8 protein-coding genes are annotated in these 17,990 nt (G+C 72.1%); 5 read left to right on the forward strand and 3 right to left on the reverse strand.

Features of this window, described 5'->3' with window-relative positions; genetic code table 11:
- Positions 1-148 precede the first annotated feature (148 nt).
- Both ACZ6RT_RS05100 and ACZ6RT_RS05105 read right to left on the reverse strand, forming a co-directional pair.
- Positions 149-712, reverse strand: a complete 564-nt coding sequence (locus ACZ6RT_RS05100; RefSeq protein WP_399188956.1) for a flavin reductase family protein — start codon at positions 710-712, stop codon at positions 149-151.
- Between the two features lie 278 nt (positions 713-990).
- A complete protein-coding gene (locus ACZ6RT_RS05105; protein ID WP_470152298.1) occupies positions 991-2,577 on the reverse strand; it encodes a tryptophan halogenase family protein in 1,587 nt (528 codons plus the stop codon).
- A 723-nt stretch (positions 2,578-3,300) separates the two neighbouring features.
- On the opposite strand from ACZ6RT_RS05105, the gene ACZ6RT_RS05110 reads away from it, so the two are divergent.
- The 3 genes from ACZ6RT_RS05110 (at position 3,301) to ACZ6RT_RS05120 (ending at position 5,442) form a co-directional block, all read left to right on the forward strand.
- Entirely contained in the window at positions 3,301-4,218 is a 918-nt protein-coding gene (locus tag ACZ6RT_RS05110; RefSeq protein ID WP_470152299.1) for an ArsR/SmtB family transcription factor, read from the forward strand.
- Between the two features lie 79 nt (positions 4,219-4,297).
- Positions 4,298-4,516, forward strand: a complete 219-nt coding sequence (locus tag ACZ6RT_RS05115) for an MbtH family protein (RefSeq protein WP_399188950.1) — start codon at positions 4,298-4,300, stop codon at positions 4,514-4,516.
- Positions 4,513-5,442, forward strand: a complete 930-nt coding sequence (locus ACZ6RT_RS05120) for a TauD/TfdA family dioxygenase (protein ID WP_399188948.1) — start codon at positions 4,513-4,515, stop codon at positions 5,440-5,442. The genes ACZ6RT_RS05115 and ACZ6RT_RS05120 overlap by 4 nt, the downstream gene beginning before the upstream one ends.
- Positions 5,443-5,629: 187 nt before the next feature.
- On the opposite strand, the gene ACZ6RT_RS05125 is transcribed toward ACZ6RT_RS05120, so the two are convergent.
- Positions 5,630-6,622, reverse strand: coding sequence for a hypothetical protein (locus ACZ6RT_RS05125; RefSeq protein WP_399188946.1), 993 nt, complete (start codon positions 6,620-6,622; stop codon positions 5,630-5,632).
- A 324-nt stretch (positions 6,623-6,946) separates the two neighbouring features.
- Here ACZ6RT_RS05125 and gntD point away from each other — a divergent pair, with 324 nt between their 5' ends.
- A complete protein-coding gene (gene gntD, locus ACZ6RT_RS05130; RefSeq protein ID WP_399188944.1) occupies positions 6,947-7,975 on the forward strand; it encodes a guanitoxin biosynthesis L-enduracididine beta-hydroxylase GntD in 1,029 nt (342 codons plus the stop codon).
- A 98-nt stretch (positions 7,976-8,073) separates the two neighbouring features.
- Entirely contained in the window at positions 8,074-17,958 is a 9,885-nt protein-coding gene (locus ACZ6RT_RS05135) for an amino acid adenylation domain-containing protein (protein WP_470152300.1), read from the forward strand.
- The last annotated feature ends 32 nt before the right edge of the window (positions 17,959-17,990 follow it).

Genomic DNA, 17,990 nt, shown 5'->3' on the forward strand with positions numbered 1-17,990 from the left:
CCCCCCCCCCCTCCCCCCCCCCCCCCCCCCCCCCCCCCCCCCCCCCCCCCCCCCCCCCCCCCCCCCCCCCCCCCCCCCCCCCCCCCCCCCCCCCCGCCGCTCGCCGTGGAGAGCGTCCCGGACGCCCGGCGCGCCCCCCTGCGGCGCCTCACGTGAGCATGCCACCGGACGGCCGCGGCTCCTCGGGGCGGGGGGCGGGCGACCAGGAGGAGTACTGCCTGAGCCCGTACAGCAGTGGCACCGCCCGCGTCCGTTGTTCCACCCGGAACACCTCACCGAACACCACCGTGTGGTCGCTCACCTCGACCGTGCGCGTGACCCGGCAGTCCGCGAACGCATGAGCCTCGTCCACGAGGTGCGGCCCGCCGAAGGAGGGCTCCGCGCGCCACCGGACCCGTTCGAAGCGGTCGGCCGCCCCCGAGGCGAAGAGTTCCGCGGCGTACCGCGCGTGGTCGTGCAGGAGGTTCACGGTGAAGGTCGACAGCTTCAGCATCGCCTCCAGCGTCGGGCTCTTCCTGCGGACGCACACGAGCAGCGTCGGCGGGTCCAGCGCGACGCTGCACATCGAGGAGCAGGTCATCCCCCACGGCCGGCCGCCGGGTTCCACCGTCGTCAGGATGGCGACCCCGCTGGGGAAGGCCGACATCAGCGACCTGAACAGCGCGGGCTCGACCGCCGGTGTCGCGGTGGGAGGCGCGATCGGGGTGTCCAAGGGAGGATCGAAAGGGATGTCGAAGGGAGAAAAGCCGAGGATCGGGTCTTTCACCGCGGCACTCCTTTCCCGGCGGCCGGTGCCCTCGGGACCCGGCGCCTCGTAGTTCGCTCGATCAGGGCGCACGACGACCGGTCACGGTCGTGATCACCGGCGCCGATCGCGTCGGCCGCCGCACGCGGTGTGGCCGCGGACCGCGTGGGCGGCCCGCGGCTCGTGGGCCGCGGACGGCGACGCGCCGGACCGGTGTGTCCGGCCGCCCGCCGCGGCGAGGCGCGTCACGCCGTGCTGAACGCGGCGTGCCCCTCGGGCGACAGGTCGCGCAGGTGCGCGAAGTACTCGTACTGGCTGGGCAGTTTCTCGACGAGTTCCCTGGCCTGCTCGCGGACCAGCCGCAGTTCCCTGGAGGCGGCGGTGCGGTCGAAGAGCTTCAGCGCCGGGGGGGCCTGTACGGGGAGGCCGCCCAGCCCGAGGAGCATGGCGGTGTAGGAGTAGGGCTCGAACCCGTGGTAGCCAGGGAAGATCGACTCGGAGTCGGGCAGTTTGGCCTGCCACTGCTCCAGGCGTTCGGCCAGCCCGTCGGGGACCGGCCGGGTCGTGGTGTCCTTCCAGTAGTCGTTGTCGGCGCGTGCCGCGGCGTGGTAGTGCAGCACCAGGAACTCCCGCACGCCGTCCATCACGTTGGCGACCTGGCGGTTGTACGACCGGCGCAGCCGGTCGTCCCACCGCTCGCCGGGGAAGTGCTTGACCAGCTGCTCGATGGCGTTCTGGATGAAGAAGATGCCCGTCGACTCCAGCGGCTCGACGAACCCGCTCGACAGCCCGACGGCGACGCAGTTGTTCACCCAGGAGTTCTCGCTCCGGCCGATCCGCATCCGGATGTGGTTGGCCTCCAGGTCGTCCGCGGCCGGGCCGACGAACTCGCGGAGGGTCCGCTCGGCCTCGTCGGGCGTGCAGTAGTCGCCGGCGTAGACGTAACCGGTGCCGATACGGCCGAACAGCGGGATCGTCCAGATCCATCCCGCGTCCTGTGCGGTGGCCGTGGTGCAGGGGCGGATGCCCCGCTCGGCCATGTTCACCGGCACCCGCAGCGCCACCGCCCTGTCGTTGGGCAGGCTGTCCTGGTAGGACTTGAAGGGCACGGAGAGCGCCTTGTTCAGCAGCATCCCGCGGAAGCCGGTGCAGTCGATGAACAGGTCCCCCTGCAGCGCGCCGTTCTCCTTGGTGGCGACGCCGCTGATCCAGCCACGCTCGTCGAGGTTCACGTCCACGACGTCGTCGAGGACGTGACGGACGCCGCGGTCGGTGCCGTACTTCGTGAGGTACCGCGCCAGCAGTGTGGCGTCGAAGTGGTAGGCGTAGGGGAACTGGGTGCTCTGCTCGGTCAGCGTGGTGCGGTAGCCGCGATCGCCGACGGCCTCGGTGAAGTCCTGCTCGAACAGGGCACCGGAGAGATAGCGGGGGGACTTCTTCGCGTCGCAGAGCGAGGCGATGAGGAAGCAGTCCTTGTCGAAGCGGTCACCGGAGCCCTCGTTCAGCCACCAGTCGGTGATCGGGAAGCCGTTCACCGTGCGCAGACGCTCGAACGGGTGGTAGAAGTGGTGGCCCTGGGCGCGCCAGTTCTCGAACCGGATCGCCAGCTTGTAGGTGGCCTGACACTCCGGCATCCACTCGCGCTCGTCCAGGCCCAGATAGTCGAAGAAGTGGCGGATCGTGCTGAAGGTCGCCTCGCCGACCCCGATGCTGGGAACGTTCTTCGACTCGACCAGCGTCACGTCGATCCGGTCGCCGAATGCCGCCCGCAGGTACGAGGCGGTCATCCAGCCCGCCGTCCCACCTCCGACGATAACTACGCTTCTGACCATTTTTAACCCTTATCCCTGAGCGTGAGAATGGAACATCGGGAGAACACAGCGAGACGCCGGGGTGTGTGGAACATTTGGCCCGATGGCGTTACCCTCCCCAGCCTTGCGAAAAGCTTGCACCGAAAGAGCGGGCGGTCTCCACATCATTGACTCGGTAGCTAAACAGAGCGGTCAGGCGGCATTCCGGACGCTGCGTGGTGGGCCGGCGGGCGAATCGGAAGGGCGTATCGTCTCCTGCCCGCCGCCTTCTGGCGCGCTCACCGCGACAAGGGGCCGACGTGCTCAATGACTCGTTCCATTAGTGTTTTGTCCGTTTCTCTCATGGGGTCCGAATGCGCGATCTCGGCGTGAAATGCCTGGTCAGGGTGCCTCTGACTCGCCTTGGAGCGCACCGCCCGGCGGTGGCGGACCGAGATTCATAAGCGGACGTGTATGGAACCTCGCTTTTTCGCCAACGAAAGTTGACTTTCGATCAGCGCCAGAGTTAGGTTGTCAATGGGCCTACGGGGTTGTTAATGGGCCCACGGGGAGTGGTGTTAATGTCACTCTCGGTTTCCGGCTGGATTCTCACAGGTGGTCTGGTGCCGTCCGGTGCCCGGCCAGACCGGAGCGGGCCGGTCTCGGGGGCGTCGGAGCCATTGCCCGGCAGCGTCCTTTCACGAGTGCAGCTCGTTTTCCGACACACAGAACAACCAATCTTTCTGAACAACGCTGGGGGCCGCGGTGTTGAGGATTCATTTCACGGTCGAGGATCTGGCGAGACTGCGCATGGTCGCGAGTCTCGGACCGGTGGCCGAGAGCGTGTTCGCGCTCGATCTCTTCGGACGCAACGGCGGCGCGTCCTTCAACACGTGGCGCAGGCACGTGCGTGACCGCCTCGGGGAGGGCGTCGGCAACGTGGAGCAGCTGGTCCGCGAACGCCGGACCCCGGTGGAACTGCTCGAGATGGCCGCACGCTCGGCGGACCGCGCCGTGCCGCGCCCGCCGGCCGAGGAGTGGGTCAGCAGGCGCGTCACCGCGACCGTGCTGGGATTCTGCCAGGTGGCCGTCCTGCCGTACTGGAGCAAGGTGCGCGGGCACCTGGAGTCGGAACGCGACACGTACGGCCGGATAACGATCACCAACGGCGTCGAGTGCCTGCTGGAGACGCTGCACCCCAGGCTGTGCTGGAACCCGCCGGTGCTGGAGGTCTCCGACACGGAGGACCACGACGTCCACCTGCGCGGACGCGGCCTCCTGCTGAGCCCCTCACTGTTCCTGCAGGGCAGGAACCATCTCTTCCTCGACAGGGAGCACGAGACGGGGTTACCCGCCCTGGTGGTCTCGGCGCCGTGCACCTCGGCCATCCTGTCCGACCTGACGGAGACGCCGACGTCCGACGACGAGGCGCTCGCCGCCCTGGTCGGGCACACCAGGGCCGCCGCGCTCCAGGCGCTCACCGAGAGCTGCACCACCGGAGGGCTCTCCGAACGTCTCGGGATCTCCCTGGCGGGGGCCAGCAAGCACGCCACCGTACTGCGCAAGGCCGGCCTGATCACCACCGCCCGCAACCGCAACACGGCCCTGCACACCCTGACCTCCCTGGGCATGGCGCTGTTGCACGGGGAGCCCTTCATGGCCCCCCAGCCCCAGCGCAACTGATCCCCGGTGCCGTCTCCCGCCCTTCGCGTCCCCTCCGACGGCACCCCGCAGACGGAGAATCTCCGGAAAGGAGAGCATCATGAGCTCGAACCCCTTCGAGGATCCGGAAGGTACCTACCTCGTGCTGGTCAACGACGAGGGGCAGTACTCCCTGTGGCCCTCGTTCGTCGACGTGCCCGCGGGGTGGACGATCGCCCTGCCCGAGACGGACCGGCAGGCGGCCCTGGACCACATCGCCGCGAACTGGACCGACATGCGCCCGAGGTCGCTGGCCGAGGCGATGCGGGAGCGGGCATGACCGGCCATGAACTGCCCCTCGTCATCGAGGGGGACGGCACCCGGGTCTCCGACCGGGTGAGAGCCGACCGGCAGCAGATCCGCAAGAACCTCACCACGCACGGAGCCGTGCTGTTCCGCGGCTTCGAGGTCGGCGGCGTCGACGGCTTCGCCGAGGTCGTACGCGAGCTGTCCGGGGCGCCGCTGACCTACGAGGAGCGCTCCTCCCCGCGCAGCGTGATCAAGGGCAACGTCTACACCTCCACCGACTACCCGCCGCAGGAGGAGATCTTCCTGCACAACGAGAACTCCTACCAGGCGACCTGGCCGATGGTGCTCTACTTCTACTGCCTGGAGCCGCCGACGTCCCAGGGGGCCACGCCGCTGGCCTCCACCCGCGCCGTCCACGACACGATGGACCCGCGGATCCGCGAGGAGTTCGAGCGGCGCGGGTGGATGGTGGTCCGCAACTACGGTGACGAGCTCGGCATGTCGTGGCGCCAGGTGTTCAACACCGACAGCCGGGACGAGGTCACGGACTACTGCCGGCGCAACGGCGTGCAGGCCGAGTGGCTCGACGGCGACCGGCTGCGGACCAGGGCGGTCCGGCGGGCCGTGCACCGCCACCCGGTCACGGGAGCGCCGGTCTGGTTCAACCACGCCACCTTCTTCCACATCAGCACCCTCCCCGAGGGAGTCCGGCTGGGACTGCTGGAGATGTGCGGGGAGGAGAACCTGCCGAGCAACACCTACTACGGTGACGGCGGGACGATCCCCGACGACGTCGCCGAGCACCTGAGGGACCGCTACCGGGCGGCGTCCGTACGGTTCGACTACCGCCGTGACGACCTGCTGGTCGTCGACAACATGCTGGCCTCGCACGGCCGCGAGCCCTTCACGGGTCCGCGGAAGATCGCCGTGGCGATGGCGGAGCCGTCCTCGGCCTGACGGCCGGACCTCCCGCTCGCACCCGCCGACCAGACCAGGGCGTCCTGCCTCCGAGTCCGGTCCCGGTCCGGTCGAACCGGCCCGGGACCGGCTTTCCGATTGCGGCCTCGGGCGTGAGCGGCCTCCCCGCCGAGCCGCCGGCGTCGGACCGGCCCGCGGCCGGCCCTCCGGTCGCCCGCCCGGCCCGTCAGTCCAGGGTGCGCAGCCGCCGCGACTCGGCGGAGACGACCGCCAGGATCAGCAGGTCGGACGCCAGGCCGGGCAGCGCGGAGAACTGGTTCACGACGAACGCGAAAGCCTGGCCGAAGAGGACATCGACCAGCATCGCGGTGCCGAACAGCCGAAAGGCGGCCGCGCGGTCCCCGCGCAGCCGCACCGTCCCCCACATCGCCAGCACCCCCGTGGTCGCCGCGGCGACGGCCATGCCGATCACCGCCCCCCACTCCCGCTCGCCGCCGAGCGAGTCGTGCGCGTTCTCCAGGGCGAGACCCACCAGGGGAAGGAGCGCCTGGACGACGAGATAGACCACCACGAGGGCGACGAGCAGGGGGCGGCGGGTGAGGCCGTCGAGGGTGGCGCGGGCGCGGGCCGACCAGGTCCGGAACCATCCGGGAGTGGTCTTCCGGGCCGGCACCATGCCGAGCAGCCGGACCACCGCCGCGTCGAGCGCGTCGTCGGAGCCCTGGACCAGCCGTACGGCGGCCTGCCGCTGCTCCACGGTCAGCCCGGAGGTCGCCCCGATGAGCGCCGCGTGGACGGCGTTGGCCGTGCGCTCTCGCGGCGAGAAGTCGGTCCGGCCCTCCAGCCACCGGGAGAGGGTGACCAGGGTGGCGAAGACCAGGTAGATGATGCCCGCGGCCGGCCGGTAGAAGTAGTCGGTCGTCTGGGTGACGAACTTGCCGACCTCGTCGATGAACAGCCCGAACCCGACTCCGCCGACGACCGCGCCCCACGTCCGCGCCCCCTGGCCGAGGAAGGCGAGCGTGACGCCCAGGCCCACCATCATCAGCAGGCCGCCCCACAGGACGTGCGCGATGTGCAGGCTCCCCCCGCCGAGCTGGGGATACCCGGCCTGCTGGAGATAGGCCCTGGTCAGCAGCACCGCGCTGATCCCGGATATCGCGAATACCTGCAGATGCGCGGCGGCGCTGGTCACCCGCGTCAAACCCGACAGGCGCACTGTGACTCTCCTCGTCATGCCGGTGGCGTCCCGGAAACGGCTGGCCGAAAAGGCGGCGACCTTACATCCGGAGAGACATGGTCTCCGTTGTTCCGCGCCGGCGGATCGAAAGCACGGCGACGTGGGCGAAGGCCGGTCCGGAGAATAGAACCTTCCAAGAAGGTAGCACGCGGCCCGCGCTGACTGTGCTGTTTAGCCTCCAAGTCAAAGACGTTGAACCCGGGCCCCGCGGCGATGGAGGCTCGAATCGGGCCGGTGACGAACAACCGTCGCCGGGCGCGGTGATTCGCAACAGACGATTACCGTTGGCAGAGGGAGTCGCTTGTGCTGACATTACAACTGCGGAACGACGACGTAATGGCGATCGAACACGTCGTCCGCGAACTCTCCCGGCGTTACGAGACGGTCGAGTCCGTCGATTTCCAGCGTGAGAGCCGGACGTACGCCGAGGAGCTTCCCCGGAACCTTCGCGCCGCGCTCAACGATTTTCGTCTCACCGAGCCTTCGGGAATCCTGGTGATCTCCGGGTTCCCGGTGGACGACGCGGGGATCGGCCCGACCCCCGCCGACTGGAAGAACAAGCCGGTTCCCTCGCCCACCATCGAGCACGACATCGCGTTCTTCCTCATCGCGTCCCTGCTGGGAGACCCCATCGGGTGGGCCACGCAGCAGGGTGGCTACATCATGCACGACGTCTTCCCGATCAAGGGGTACGAGCACGAGCAGATCGGCTGGAGCAGCGAGGAGACACTCGTGTGGCACACCGAGGACGCGTTCCACCCGCTGCGCACCGACTATCTCGCGCTGATGTGCCTGCGCAATCCCGACAGGGTCGAGACGACCTATGCCGATGTCTCCGACGTGCGTATCGACGACGACGTCCGCGCCGTTCTCTCGCAGGAACGCTTCTACATTCTTCCGGACGACTCCCACCGTCCCGCCAATCGATCCCCGGTGACCGACGACGACGAGAGGGTCGCAGCCCTGCGGAACCGGAGTTATCGCCAGGTCGATCGGGCGCTGGACACCCCGGATCCGGTGGCGGTCCTTTTCGGCGACCCCGAAGAGCCGTACATCCGTATCGACCCGCACTATATGGAAGGGGTTCAGGACGAGGACGCGAGGAAAGCGCTCGAGGCGTTCGGCGCGGCGATCGATTCCACGATGACCGGTGTCGTTCTCGAACCCGGCGACATCTGCCTCATCGACAACTACAAGGCCGTCCACGGGCGTAAGCCCTTCAGTGCGCGTTTCGACGGGACGGACCGCTGGCTGCGCCGCCTGAACGTGACGAGGGACCTGCGCAAATCCCGGGAGTTCAGGCTGAACGCCTCCTCCCGCGTCATCTACTGACCCGGCCTCCCGTCACCGGGCCACCGCGGGACCGTTACCCGCACCGCCGACGGACCGCCGCCGATCCACCGGACACGTCTTCGAAGGCAGGAGTCAGCGTGACTCACGACGCATCGTCCGTACGCGCGCCCGAGGGCGCCGCCGCACACCCGTTCCCGGACACCGCCGGGCAGCCCCGGGACCGGGACCTGCTCGAACTGTTCGCCGAGCGGGTGCGCCGCGCCCCCGGGGCGACGGCCGTCGTCTCGGGCGGGGAGTCGCTCGACTACGGGCGGCTCGACGCCCGCGCCAACCAGCTCGCACACCACCTCCGCGCCCGTGGCGTCGGCCCTGACACGCTCGTCGGCGTCTTCGCGGAGCGCGGTGTGGAACTCGTCGTGGCGCTGCTGGGCGTGCTCAAGGCGGGCGGTGCCTACGTGCCGCTGGACCCGGACAATCCGGTCGGCCGCCTGGAGTTCGCCCTCACCGACGCGGGCGCCGCCGCCGTCGTGACCCAGGCGCACCTGCGGGATCGGCTGCCCGCGACCTCCGCGCGGGTGGTCTGCCTGGACGGTGACGGGCCGCTGATCGCGTGCGAGCCGGTCACCGCGCCCGGCCACCAGGCGGGCCCGGCGAACCTGGCGTACGCGATCTACACCTCCGGTTCCACCGGCCGCCCCAAGGGCGTGCTGGTCGAGCGCCGGCAGCTCGCGAGCTACCTGGCGTGCTGCGAGCGCGACTACCCGGGGCTGGCGGGTACCGCCCTGCTGCACACGTCGACGTCGTTCGACCTGACGGTGACCGCGCTGTGGGGCCCTCTCGCGGCGGGCGGCCGGGTCGAGGCGGGCGAGCTGGACGGCGGACGTCCCGGCGAGGCCCGGGAGCGGCCGTCGTTCCTGAAGATCACCCCCAGTCACCTGCCGATCCTGGAGAGCCTGCCCGAGGATCGCTCACCGACCGCGGAACTGGTGATCGGCGGGGAGGCGCTGCGCGGCGAGGTGCTCGACCGGTGGCGGGCGCGGCATCCCGGCGTGACGGTGGTCAACGAGTACGGCCCCACCGAGGCGACCGTCGGCTGCGTCTCCTTCAGGGTCGAGCCCGGGGCCGGGCCGCTGTCCGGCCCCGTCGCGATCGGCAGGCCGATGCGCGGCACGCGCGCCTACGTGCTCGACCGCTCCCTGCGGCCCGTCCCCGAGGGTGTGCCCGGAGAACTGTACGTGGCCGGTGCGGGGCTGGCCCGCGGCTACCACGGCAGGCCCGGCGCGACCGCCGAGCGGTTCGTCGCCGACCCGTACGGCGGGCCGGGCGAGCGGATGTACCGCACCGGCGACCTGGTGCGGCGCCTGCCCGACGAGGACCTGGAGTACCTGGGGCGCACCGACGACCAGGTGAAGATCCGGGGCCACCGCGTCGAGCCCGGCGAGGTCGAGTCGGTGCTGGCCGGGCACCCCGGGGTCGCCCAGGTCGCCGTGGTGCCCTCGCGGGAGGGCTCGCGGGACACGCGGCTGCTGGCCTACTTCGTCCCTTCGGGTGAGACGGTCCCCGCGGCGGAGCTGCGCGAGTTCCTGGCACGGACCCTTCCGGAGCACATGATCCCCTCGGCGTTCCTCGCCCTGGACCGGCTGCCGCTGGCGGCCAGCGGCAAGCTCGACCGCGCGGCACTGCCCGCGCCGACGCGGCGGGACAGCACCGACGCCGGCTACGGCGCCCCGCGCAACGACGCGGAGAAGGCGATCGCCGAGATCTGGGCCGAGGTCCTCGGCATCGACCAGGTCGGCGTCGAGGACGACTTCTTCGAGCTCGGCGGCAATTCCCTGCTCGCCTTCCGGGTGCTCCCGCGGATCAGGGCGGCCCTCGGCGCCGACCTTCCCGCCCGCGCCCTGTTCAAGATGCGGACGATCGCCGCGCTGGCGGCGTCGGTCACCCCGGGAGGGGACGAAACGGGTGGCGCCGGCGGGACGGACGGCTCCGTCGTCCCGGTGTCCCGCGACCGGGAGCTGCCGCTGTCCTTCCCCCAGCGGCGGTTCTGGTTCTTCCACGAATTCGACCCCGACGCCACCGAGTACAATGTCCGGTTCGGCTACCGGCTGCTCGGCGAGCTGGATCCCGCCGCGCTCGAGACGGCCCTGCGCGGGTTCGTCGCACGGCACGAGTCGCTGCGCACGACCATCTCCTCGACCGGCGGCGAGCCGTTCCAGGTGGTCCACCCCGTCGGGCGTATCGAGGCCCCGCTGGTCACGATGGACGCCTCGGGGCTCAGGGAGGAGGAACTGGAGCGCCTGCTGCGCCAGGAGGTGAGCCGGCCCTTCGACCTGGCGCGCGGGCCCGTGCTCCGGACGGCCCTGCTGCGCCGGGCCGAGCACGAGCACCTGCTGGTGCTGACCGTGCACCACTCGGTGATCGACGCCTGGTCGATGGGCCTGCTCGCCGACGAGCTGAGCATGCTGTACGACGCCGCCAGGGACGCCGCCGGGGACGGGACCGGAGACGGCGCCGCGGACACGGGCCGGGCCGGACCGGTGCCGCTGACCGTCCAGTACGCCGACTACGCCGTCTGGCAGCGGGAACGGTGGACCGACGAGGCCCTCCGCGGGCAGCTCGACTACTGGCGGGAGCAGCTGGCCGGGCTGTCCCCCCTCGAACTGCCCACCGACCGGCCACGTCCGCCGGTACGGTCCTCCGCCGGAGCGGCCCACCACTTCACCCTGTCCGCCGAGCTCACCGCCGCGCTCAACAGGCTCGCCGCGCGCAACGACGCCACGCTGTTCATGACGTTGACCGCCGCCTGCAAGGTGCTGCTCGCCCGCCATTCCTCCCAGCGGGACATCGCGGTCGGCACCCCCATATCCGGACGGGACCGCCCCGAGCTGGAACCGCTCGTCGGATGCTTCATCAACACCCTGGTGCTCCGGTCGGAGGTCGACGGGCGGGCGTCCTTCACCGAGTTCCTCGGCCGGGTGCGCGAGACGGTGCTCGGCGCCTTCGGCAACCAGGACGTCCCGTTCGAGCGCCTGGTGGACGAGCTGAGCGACGGGCGCGACCCGAGCCGTACCCCCCTTGTACAGGCGATGGTGGCGCTGCAGAACGTACCGGAGAGGCCGCTGACGTTCACCGGCGTGCGCACCGAGAGCTTCCGCCTCCCGCACGTGTCGTCGATCTTCGATCTCACGCTGGAGTTCGTCGAGCGCGAGGGCGCCCTGGACGTGATGGTCGAGTACAGCACCGACCTGTTCGACCGCGTGACCATCGAGCGCATGGCCGGCCACCTGGAGGTCCTGCTGGCCGCCGTGACCGAGGATCCCGACCGGCCACTCGCCCGGCTGCCGCTGCTGACCGAGGCCGAGCGGCGGGCTCTGGCCGGATGGAACGGCGCGGTCAGGGATCGCGGCGCAGCCCTCCCCGTCCACCGCGCGTTCGCCGAACGGGTGCGGCTGGCGCCGGACGCCGTCGCGCTGGAGCACCGGGACGGGACGCTGACCTACGCCGAGCTGGACGGGCGCGCCGGCCGGGTGGCCCGCCGCCTGCGCGCGCTCGGGGTGGGTCCCGGCGTGCCCGTCGTGGTGTGCGCCGAGCGCGGCCCCGAGCTGGTCGCGGGCCTCCTCGGCGTGCTGAAGGCCGGTGGCGCGTACGTGCCGCTCGACCCGGAGACCCCGGCCGCGCGGCTGGCCTACGTGGTGGCCGACACCGGCGCGCCGGTCGTGCTGACCGACCGCGCCACGGCGGCCACGGCGGCCATGGCGGCCACGGCCTCCGGCCTGAACGTCGTGACCGTGCCGCTGGACGTCCTCGCGGCGCGACCGCGCGCCGGCGGGCCGGGCGACACCGGCCGGGCGGTGCCGGGCCCGGTCACCGAGCCCGACACCGAGCCCGACACCGAGCCCGACACCGTGGTGGACGGCGCGGACCTGGCCTACATCGTCTACACCTCGGGCTCCTCCGGCCGTCCCAAGGGCGTGATGGTCGAGCACCGCAATCTGGCCGACCTGTGCGCCTGGCACAACGAGGCGTTCGAGGTGGTCCCCGAGGACCGCGCCTCCCAGGTCGCGTCGCTGGGATTCGACGCCGCCGTGTGGGAGCTGTGGCCCTACCTCTGCGCCGGGGCCAGGGTCGCGCTGCCGGACCGGGACACGCTGGACGACTCGGCCGCGCTGGTGGAGTGGTTCGCCCGGATGGGCACCACGATCTGCTTCCTGCCCACGCCCCGGCTGGACGCCGTCCTGGACGAGCCCGCCTTCGCGGGCACCCGGCTGCGCGCGATCCTGACCGGCGGGGACGTGCTCCGCCGCCGCCCGCGCCGGGGGACGACGTACCGGCTGGTCAACAACTACGGCCCCACCGAGGCCACGGTCGTGGCCACCGCGGGTGACGTCGCGTGGCACGACGCCGGGCGGGCCGGGGCGCTGCCCCCCATCGGGTCGCCCGTCGCCAACACCGCCGCGTACGTCCTGGACGGTGACGCCAACCCGGTGCCCGTGGGGGTGGCGGGCGAACTTTACCTAGCGGGCGCCGGACTGGCCAGGGGCTACCTGAACCGGCCCGACCTGACCGCCGAGCGGTTCGTCGCCGACCCCTTCGGGGTCCCCGGCGGCCGGATGTACCGTACCGGGGACCTCGTCCGCCGGTTGCCCGGGGGCGAGCTGGAGTACCTCGGCCGTACCGACCAGCAGGTGAAGATCCGGGGTTTCCGGGTGGAGCCCGGGGAGATCGAGAGCGCGCTGCAGGGCCACCCCGGCGTGGCCGAGGCCGTCGTCGTGGCCACCGCGGCCAGGCCGGGCCACGAGCGCCTGGCGCTGACGGGATACGTGGTCCCCGCGGTCGGCGCCCGGCCCGGCCCGGACGACCTGCGCGCCTTCGCGGCCACGGTCCTGCCGGACCACATGGTGCCCGCCGCGATCGTCGTCCTGGAGGAGTTCCCGCTGACCGCGCGCGGGAAGGTGGACCGCGCGGCCCTGCCGGAGCCCGGCGCGGCCGGCGGCCCGGACGGCGGCTACGTCCCGCCGGGCGATCCCGTGCAGCGGGAGCTGGCCCGGATCTGGGCCGAGGTGCTGGGCGTCGAGAGGGTCGGCGTCGAGGACGGCTTCTTCGCCCTCGGCGGCGACTCCATCCTCGCCATCCAGCTCGTGTCGAGGGCACGCGCGGCCGGGCTGCGGCTCACCTCCAGGGACCTGTTCCGCTGGCAGACGATCGCCGCGCTGAGCCCCCACGTGACCGAGGCGCGCGGCACCGCGGCCATCGGCGGTCCCGGGAGCACGCCGGACGCCGCGGGCGGGCGGGCACCGCTGACGCCCATCCAGCACTTCCTCTTCGACAGGTTCACCGTCCCCGAGGTGTTCAACCAGTTCGTCACCGTCGAACTCGCCGCCGACGTCGACGAGGCGGCCCTCCGGGCGGCGATCGCGGCGCTGGTCGAGCGGCACGACGCGCTGCGGTCTCGTTTCGAGATCGCAGAGACCGCAGGGACCTTCGGGGGAGGCGGGGGAGGCGGGGGCGGACCGTCGCAGCGCGTCGTCCCGTCCGAGGACGGCGAGATCCTGCGCCTGGCGGACCTGTCCGGCCTCGCCGGCGCGGAGCTTGACGCCGCGATGGAGCGGGAGACGGCGTCCGCGCAGGCCCGTGTCGACTTCGCGGACGGGCCGCTGGTCGCCGCCGTGCTGTTCAGGACCGGGCGCGGGCCGCGGTTGCTGCTGACCGCCCACCACCTCGTGGTGGACGGTGTGTCGTGGCGCATCCTGCTGGAGGACCTGCGCACCGCGTACGGACGACTGGTCCGGGGCGAGAGCGTCGACCTCGGCCCCGCGACGACCTCGTTCCAGGACTGGAGCCTGCGGCTGGCCGGGCATGTCCGGGCCGGGGGCTTCGACGACGAGCTGGACCACTGGGCCGGTGTGAGCGGCGCGGCGGGCGCGGCGGTGCTGCCTCTCGACGGGCCTCTCGGCGAGTCCTTCCGCGAGCGCCTCGGCGGGCGCCCCGGCGAGGCGCGGGAAGAACCTTCGGGCGGGCTCCCCAACGCCGTGCGGACCACCCGCGAGGTCTCCGTCGAGCTGGACGAGCCCACCACCCGGGCCCTGCTGCGCGAGGTCCCCGACGTCTACCGCACCGAGATCACCGACGTGCTGCTGGCCGCCCTCGCCCGTGTCGTGTCCGGATGGGCCGGGCGCGACCGCCTCCTGCTCGGGCTGGAGGGCCACGGGCGCGAGGAGATCTTCCCCGACGTGGACCTCACGCGCACCGTCGGGTGGTTCACCAGCTACTTCCCCCTGCTGCTGGAGGTCCCCGGCGACGACGAGCCGGGCGTCCTCCTCAAGGCGATCAAGGAGCAGGTGCGGGCGGTCCCGCGGCGCGGCCTGGGGTACGGCGCGCTACGTTACCGGGACGGTTCCCCGCTCGCGGGAGACCCCGTCCCCCAGATCTGCCTCAACTACCTCGGCCGGTTCGACACCGAGGCCGGCGACGGGGACCTCTACCGCGAGATCTCCGGCATCGAGCTGTTCCAGGACCCGCGCGACAACCGCCCGCACGTGCTCGACGTCGTCGGCTCCGTCAGGTCCGGGCGGCTCCAGGTCACCTGGTACTACTCGCCCGACCTGCACCGGCCCGCCACCGTCGAGCGGCTGGCCCACGAGTTCGCCGCGACCGTGGAGCGGATCGTCCGGCACTGCGCCGAGCCGGGCGCGGGCGGGCGCACCCCCTCGGACTTCCCGCTGGCCCGGCTCGACCAGGCGAGCCTCGACGCGCTGGTCGGCGACGGCCGGACCGTGACGGACGTCTACCCCCTGACCCCGACCCAGAGCGGCATGCTCTTCGACAGCCTGATGACGCCGGACTCGGACGTCTACACGGCCCGGTTCGAGATGGTGATCGAGGGAGTCGCCGACCCCGAGGCGCTCGGCGAGGCCTGGCGACTCGTCGCGGAGCGGACCGAGGTCCTGCGCACCTCCGTCGCCTGGGAGGGACTCGACCACCCGCTCCAGATCGTCCACCGGCGCGCGGGACTTCCGGTCGCCCACCACGACTGGCGCGACCTGCCCGAGGCGGAGCGGCGGCCGGAGCTGGAGCGGCTGCTCGCCCTCGACAGGGAGACCGGGGTGGACCTCACCACGCCCCCGCTCACCCGGCTGGCGATCATCCGGCTCGACGACACCCGGGTACGGGTCCTGTGGACCCTGCACCACATCCTGCTGGACGGGTGGAGCGTCCACCGGCTGCTCGCGGACGTGCTCTCCTGCTACGCCGCGCACACCGAGGGACGCGCCTGGCGGCCCGAGACCCGCCGGCCCTTCCGCGACCACGTCGAGTGGCTGCTCGGCCGGGATGCGACGGTCGCCGAGACGTACTGGCGGAAGGCGCTCGCCGGGTTCACCGAGCCGACGTCCCTGCCGTACGACCGCCCACCGGCCCCCGATCACCGGCCCCGCGCGGCCGGGCGGGTGAGCGTGAGGCTGCCGGCCGCCGCCTCGCGACGGCTCACCGAACACGCCAGGCGCGCGGGGATCACGCTGAACACCCTGGTGCAGGGCGCCTGGGGGATCCTGCTGTCCCGATACGGCGGCGCCCGCGACGTCTGTTTCGGTGCGACGGTCTCCGGCCGTCCCGCGGACCTGGCGGGCGCTGAGTCCATGATCGGTATCTTCATCGAGACGCTGCCGGTCCGGGTCGTCGTGGACGAGGGCGCGCACCTCGTGCCGTGGCTGCGCGAACTGCAGGAGGACCAGGCTCGGGCACGCGAGCACGACGCCGTGTCGCTGCCCCAGGTGCGGTCCTGGAGCGAGCTGCCGCCCGGCGCGGGGCTCTTCGACAGCATCGTGGTCTTCGAGAACTACCCGATCGACCACGCCCCGGCCGCCGCCGGAGTGCGGCTGCGCGACGTCGACGCCGCCGAGGTGAACGGCCATCCCCTCAACCTGGTCGTCTACCCGGGCGAGGAACTGTCCTTCGTGCTGCTCCACGACGAGGCGCTGTTCGACCCCCCGACGGTGCGGCGCTTCGGGGAGAACCTGACCGCGTTGCTGGAGGAGATCGCCGCCGACCCGGAACGGAGCATCCGGTCACTGCCCTCGCTGCCCCCGCGCGAGCGCCACCGGATGCTGGTGGAGTGGAACGACACGGCCACGGACGTCCCGGGCCTGTGCGTGCACCGGCTGTTCGCCGACCGGGCGCGCGCCGTCCCCGGCGAGGTGGCCGTGGTGTCGGAGGGCGAGAGCCTCACGTACGCGGACCTGGACGAGCGCTCCGACAGGCTGGCGCGCCACCTGGTGTCGCTGGGAGTGGCCGCGGAGTCGCGGGTGGCGGTGTTCCAGGCCCGCTCCGCCGACGCGCTGGTCTCGATGCTCGCCGTGCTCAAGGCGGGAGGCGCCTACGTCCCGTTGCACCCGAGCTACCCGCCCGACCGTCTGAGCTGGATCCTGCGGGACACCGAGGCGGTGGCGGTGCTGACGGACCGGGCGGCGCTCCCGCGGATCTCCGGGGTCGCCGGGGTCGCCGTGGTCACCGGGGACGCCGGGGTCGCAACCCCGGGGGCCGCGGGCGGCGAGGAGGTGCCGTTGGTCCCGTTGGTCCCGTTGGTCGTGGTGGACGGCGACGAGGTCCTGGACGGACCCCCGCCCGGCGGCCAGGCCGTCGCGGACCCCGACCGGCTGGCGTACGTGATGTACACCTCCGGTTCGACCGGGGTGCCCAAGGGCGTGGCGGTCACCCACCGCAACATCGTGAGCCTGGCAGCGGACCGGCGGTGGCGATCGGGAGGGCACGAGCGTGTCCTGTTCCACTCCCCGCACGCCTTCGACGCCGCCACCTACGAGATGTGGGTCCCCCTGCTGGCCGGTGGCCGGGTCGTGATCGCGGAGGGCGAGCTGAACGCGGAGAGCGTACGGCGGCTGGTCACCGCGCACGGCGTCACCGGGATGTTCCTCACCACGGCGCTGTTCAACCTCTTCGCCGAGGAGCAGCCCGGATGCTTCGCCGGCCTGCGCGAGGTGTGGACGGGAGGCGAGGCCGCCTCACCGGCGGCGTTCCTGCGGGTGATGGAGCACTGCCCGGGAACGGCGGTCCACCACGTCTACGGCCCCACGGAGAGCACCACCTTCGCCACCTGCCGCGAGATGACGCCGCGGCTCGCCGGTGCGGGTGTCGTGCCGATCGGCCGGCCGATGGACAACACGCGCGTCTACGTGCTGGACCACAACCTCGCGCCCGTGCCGCCCGGCGCCCCCGGCGAGCTGTACCTGGCGGGAAGCGGTCTGGCCAGAGGGTATCTCGGCCGGCCCGCGCTCACCGCCGAGCGGTTCGTCGCCGACCCGTTCGGTGCCGGGGGCCTGCTGTACCGCACCGGCGACAGGGTCCGCTGGAGCGCCGGCGGCGACGGCGGCGAGGGCGGCTGGGACATCGAGTTCCTCGGCCGGGCCGACGACCAGGTGAAGATCCGCGGCTTCCGCATCGAGACGGGCGAGGTCGAGGCCGCGCTGCACGCCCGCCCCGACGTGGCCGAGGCGGTGGTCGTCGCCCGCGAGGAGGCCGCCGGGCGCAGGTATCTCGTGGGCTACCTGGTGCCGGCCACGGGACACGCCCCGCCGTCACCGGCCGAGCTGGCCGAGGCGCTGGCCGAGCGGCTCCCCTCCTACGCGGTCCCCTCCGTGTTCGTGACCCTGGACCGGCTGCCGCTGAACGCCAACGGCAAGGTGGACCGCCGGGCGCTGCCGGAGCCGGAGTCCAGGCCGGTCGCGCGCGCCGGTTACGTGGCCCCGCGCAACCCGACCGAGGAGGCTCTCGGCCGGATCTGGGCGGAGGTGCTCGCGGTCGAGCGGGTCGGGGCGCACGACGACTTCTTCGAACTGGGCGGTGACTCCATCACCAGCCTGCGGGTGGCCTCCAGGGTGCGGCGCGCGTTCGATGTCGAGATCTCCCCGAGGGAGCTCTTCGCCGCCCCGACCGTCGGCGCCCTGGCGGAGGTCCTGCAGGACAAGATCCTGGCGTCCTTCGAAGAGATCGTCCAGGGCCGGAACTCGTGAACAGGCCAGCCGACCCCGAACGGGAGAACGCC

It is taken from the genome of Streptosporangium sp. NPDC050148, assembly GCF_055586505.1.

Coding starts and splice junctions, on each gene's coding strand:
- ACZ6RT_RS05120 (WP_399188948.1), top strand. CDS start 4,513: ATGACCGGCCATGAACTGCCCCTCGTCATCGAGGGGGACGGCACCCGG.
- ACZ6RT_RS05115 (WP_399188950.1), top strand. CDS start 4,298: ATGAGCTCGAACCCCTTCGAGGATCCGGAAGGTACCTACCTCGTGCTG.
- ACZ6RT_RS05105 (WP_470152298.1), bottom strand. CDS start 2,577: ATGGTCAGAAGCGTAGTTATCGTCGGAGGTGGGACGGCGGGCTGGATG.